The sequence below is a fragment of the Burkholderia sp. E168m23 genome (assembly GCF_016586125.1).
In the GTDB taxonomy this organism is placed as follows: domain Bacteria; phylum Pseudomonadota; class Gammaproteobacteria; order Burkholderiales; family Burkholderiaceae; genus Burkholderia; species Burkholderia orbicola.
Map to the genome: position 1 here is coordinate 1 of NZ_BCPP01000591.1, position 4,506 is coordinate 4,506.

Sequence of the window (4,506 nt, forward strand, 5' to 3'; positions counted from 1 at the left end):
GAACGGGATGGTCGGCGACGATTTCACGCCGGGCGAACTCATCGAGTTCAATGCGCCGGATGGCGGTCGCTACGCGGGGGTGCTGAAGGAAGTCAGCGAGACTTCCGCGCTGTTCGACTTCAATCATCCGCTCGCGGGCCAGGCGCTCACGTTCGAAGTGAAAATCATCGGAATCCTGTAATCATGAGTACCACCGATACGCTGTCCGGGCAGACCGTCGCCGCCGACGCCGAAATCCTGCTGGCCCAGCCGCGCGGTTTCTGCGCGGGCGTCGACCGCGCGATCGAGATCGTCGAGCGCGCCATCGCGATGCACGGTGCGCCGATCTACGTGCGTCACGAAATCGTCCACAACAAGTACGTGGTCGAGGATCTGAAGAAGAAGGGCGCGATCTTCGTCGAGGAGCTCGAGGAAGTGCCGGCCGGCAACACCGTGATCTTCAGTGCGCACGGCGTGTCGAAAGCCGTGCGCGACGAGGCCGACGTGCGCGGGCTGCGCATTTACGACGCAACCTGCCCGCTCGTCACGAAGGTGCACGTCGAAGTGGCGAAGATGCGCCAGGACGGTGTCGACATCGTCATGATCGGGCACAAGGGCCATCCCGAAGTCGAAGGCACGATGGGCCAGGTGGAGCGCGGCATGCACCTCGTCGAAAGCGTCGAGGACGTGCAGAAGCTCGAGCTCGCCGATCCTGAGCGCATCGCGCTCGTCACGCAGACGACGCTGTCCGTCGACGACGCGGCCGAGATCATCGGCGCGCTGAAGGCGAAGTATCCGAAGATTCGCGAGCCGAAGAAGCAGGACATCTGCTACGCGACGCAGAACCGCCAGGACGCGGTGAAGTTCATGGCGCCGCAATGCGACGTCGTGATCGTGGTCGGTAGTCCGAACAGCTCGAACTCGAGCCGGCTGCGCGAAGTGGCCGAAAAGCGCGGCGTGGCCGCGTACATGGTCGATGCACCGGACCAGATCGATCCCGCATGGGTCGCCGGCAAGCGCCGCATCGGCGTGACGGCCGGCGCGTCGGCGCCCGAGGTGCTCGCCCAGGCCGTGATCGCGCGGCTGCGCGAACTCGGCGTGCGCAACGTCCGCGCACTCGACGGCATCGAGGAAAACGTGTCGTTTCCGCTGCCGCGCGGGTTGAACCTGCCGCCCGCCGCCTGATTGCCGCATCGCACTCCGCGGAACACCGAAGCGCGCCCTCCCGGCGCGCTTTTTTTGTGCCTCGACATTCAAATCGCAACCATTATTCCCGGTCATGGTGCAACCCGGTTGCTCCGGCTGCGCCCAATCGTGTCTCAAAATTGGTTGCAATGCAGGAAAACCCCATCGAATCAGGAATATTGGCGTCCTATAAATGGAGTTACAATGCGCCCGTTTTCAAGCCGGAATGGCTTTGAAATCGGGATTTGGCAAGGCGCGGGAGACCATTCAATGCATGTGAAGTTGGCTTACGCCGTGTCCGTCGCCGCACCGGTTGCAATGCTTGCCGGCTGCAGCAAAAAGAGCGACGACGAGGCGGGCAGGGAGGCCGCGGGGGGCGCGGCACCATCGGCCGGCGGCGTGCGCGTCGCCGGAGCCGGACGTGCGGCGCCATCGGCGCGCCGTATCGCGCAACTGGGCAGGGACAAGGAAAACGGGGCACGTTTGACGAGTTTGACGATCGAGGAAATCCACGCGCGCAGCCTGGCGACCGGGCCGGCAGCGGGCATGCCGGCTGCGTCGCGGCCAGCCGCCGATCGACGGATGCCGGATGCTCACGGCCTGGCCGGCAGCGTGCCGAGGCCACTGTCCCCCCTTCAATTCGATTCGACGAAACAGCGCGCCGCCGCGACCGACCGTGTCGCGACGCGCAGTCTGGTTCGTACGATGGATTCCGATGCAGTCCTGACGAAAGTCGGGCGCGGCTGTCGCAACGCCCTCGCCGGCGACGCGACGCGGAATCCGATCCGTCCTGGCGCGATGCTTGCATGGCACTGGACGGGCCAAGGCACGGATGCCGGGAAACCGGACGACGGCCGTCTCGGCATGCTGCCCCACGACTTCAAGGAGGCCACGAACACCGTCCTCGATGTCGTGACGATTTAGCGACGGGACTCATGACGGCACCGGAACAGTGCGGTGCCGTTTTTGTATCCGCTTCGGCGGCAGGTCCGGCCGTACAGGCCGGGCGGCGCGCGCCGGAACGATCCACCCTTACCGGTATCGACTAGTACCCGCAGTGTCGCCGAGAAGGCGCGATTCCTCGCTTACCCGCGGGGCGCAACGTCCTCCGGCAGCACGGGCCAAGGAGCTTTAAATGGATATTTTCGTCCAGCAGGTTCTCAACGGGCTGGTGCTCGGCAGTGTGTACGCCATCATCGCGTTGGGATACACGATGGTGTACGGCATTCTCGGCATCATCAACTTCGCGCACGGCGACGTGCTGATGATCGGCGCGATGGTCGCGCTGTCGGCCATCACCGTGCTGCAGAACCACTTTCCCGGACTCGGCAACGTCGCGACGCTGACGATCGGCCTGGGCATCGCCGCGGTCGTCTGTGCGTTCGTCGGCTTCACCATCGAACGCGTCGCATACCGGCCGCTGCGCCGCGCCCCGCGTCTCGCCCCGCTGATCACCGCGATCGGCGTGTCGATCCTGCTGCAGACCGCTGCGATGATCATCTGGTCGCGCAACCCGCTGCCGTTCCCGCAGTTGCTGCCGACCGACCCGATCAACGTGATCAAGGCCACCGACACGACTCCCGGCGCCGTGATCTCGGTGACTGAAATCGTGATCATCGCGGTCGCGTTCATCGTGATGGGCGGCCTGCTGCTGCTCGTGCACAAGACCAAGCTCGGCCGCGCGATGCGCGCGATCGCCGAAAGCCCGAATACGGCGAGCCTGATGGGCGTGAACCCGAACTTCGTGATCTCCGCGACGTTCATGATCGGCTCCGCGCTCGCCGCGCTGGCCGGCGTGATGATCGCGTCCGAATACGGCAACGTGCACTTCTACATGGGCTTCATCCCCGGCATGAAGGCGTTCACCGCGGCGGTGCTCGGCGGGATCGGCAACCTCGGCGGCGCGATGGTCGGCGGCGTGCTGCTCGGCCTGATCGAGCAGCTCGGGGCCGGCTACATCGGCAACCTCACGGGCGGCGTATTCGGCAGTAACTACCAGGACGTGTTCGCCTTCGTCGTGCTGATCATCGTGCTGGTGTTCCGTCCGTCGGGCCTGCTGGGCGAACGGGTCGCGGATCGCGCGTAACGGAAGGGGAGCAAACAACATGACATCCATTCAACCGATCGAATCGTCGACGTCGCTGGTCGAAGAGCGCAATACCGCCAAGACCGTCGTCATCGGCATCCTGACCGCCGCGTTCGTGATCGCCGCGCCGATCATCATCGGCTCGGCCGGCGGCAACTACTGGGTCCGCGTGCTCGACTTCGCGATGCTGTACGTGATGCTCGCGCTGGGCCTGAACGTGGTGGTCGGCTTCGCCGGCCTGCTCGACCTCGGCTACATCGCGTTCTACGCGGTGGGCGCCTACACGGCGGCGCTCCTGAGCTCGCCGCACCTGACCTCGCAGTTCGAGTGGATCGCGGCGCTCGCGCCGAACGGGCTGCACGTGCCGTTTCTGCTGATCGTGCCGATCGCGATGGCGCTGGCGGCGACCTTCGGGATCCTGCTCGGCGCGCCGACGCTGCGCCTGCGCGGCGACTACCTGGCGATCGTCACGCTCGGCTTCGGTGAAATCGTCCGGATCTTCATGAACAACCTCGACCGTCCGGTGAACATCACCAACGGCCCGAAGGGGATCACGGGCATCGATCCGGTGCACGTCGGCGGCTTCAACCTGTCGCAGACGCATACGCTGTTCGGCTTCCAGCTGCCGTCGGTGTACATGTACTACTACCTGTTCGTGCTCTGCTCGCTGCTGGTGATCTGGGTGTGTACGCGTCTGCAGCACTCGCGTATCGGCCGCGCGTGGGCTGCGATCCGCGAGGACGAGATCGCCGCGAAGGCGATGGGCATCAACACCCGTAACGTGAAGCTGCTCGCGTTCGCGATGGGCGCGTCGTTCGGTGGCCTGTCGGGCTCGATGTTCGGCGCGTTCCAGGGCTTCGTGTCGCCCGAGTCGTTCACGTTCTGGGAATCGATCGTCGTGCTCGCCTGCGTGGTGCTCGGCGGCATGGGCCACATCCCGGGCGTGATCCTGGGCGCGGTGCTGCTCGCGATCTTCCCGGAATTCCTGCGCTCGACGATGAGCCCGCTGCAGCACGCGCTGTTCGGTCATGACATCGTCGACACCGAAGTGATCCGTCAGGCGCTGTACGGCCTCGCGATGGTGATCATCATGCTGTACCGCTCGGAAGGCCTGTGGCCCGCGCCGAAGCATGAGGACAAGATCGCGAAACTGGCGAAGCGCAACAGCAAGAAGCCGGTGCGCGCTTAACCTACGGACAAGGGGATACACACATGAGCGACAAGCAAATCCGACTGTCCGTCTCGGGCGTGAACAA

Annotated in this window: 5 protein-coding genes; all 5 read left to right on the forward strand. The window is 65.0% G+C overall.

Annotation, left to right across the window (positions count from 1 at the left end; all coding sequences use genetic code 11):
- A partial coding sequence (locus tag JMF90_RS25390) for a peptidylprolyl isomerase (protein ID WP_374104262.1) occupies positions 1-181 on the forward strand: 181 nt, incomplete at its 5' end.
- A gap of 2 nt (positions 182-183) precedes the next feature.
- Positions 184-1,164 (forward strand): 4-hydroxy-3-methylbut-2-enyl diphosphate reductase, encoded by a 981-nt coding sequence (gene ispH / locus JMF90_RS25395; RefSeq protein WP_006488968.1) that lies wholly within the window; start codon positions 184-186, stop codon positions 1,162-1,164.
- A gap of 270 nt (positions 1,165-1,434) precedes the next feature.
- Positions 1,435-2,088: a hypothetical protein gene (locus JMF90_RS25400; protein WP_011546005.1), complete on the forward strand. Its 654-nt coding sequence runs from the start codon at positions 1,435-1,437 to the stop codon at positions 2,086-2,088.
- Between the two features lie 211 nt (positions 2,089-2,299).
- On the forward strand, positions 2,300-3,250 hold the full coding sequence (locus JMF90_RS25405) for a branched-chain amino acid ABC transporter permease (RefSeq protein ID WP_006478051.1): 951 nt from the start codon (positions 2,300-2,302) through the stop codon (positions 3,248-3,250).
- 19 nt (positions 3,251-3,269) lie between these two features.
- A complete protein-coding gene (locus JMF90_RS25410) occupies positions 3,270-4,439 on the forward strand; it encodes an ABC transporter ATP-binding protein (RefSeq protein WP_006478052.1) in 1,170 nt (389 codons plus the stop codon).
- Positions 4,440-4,506: the final 67 nt, after the last annotated feature.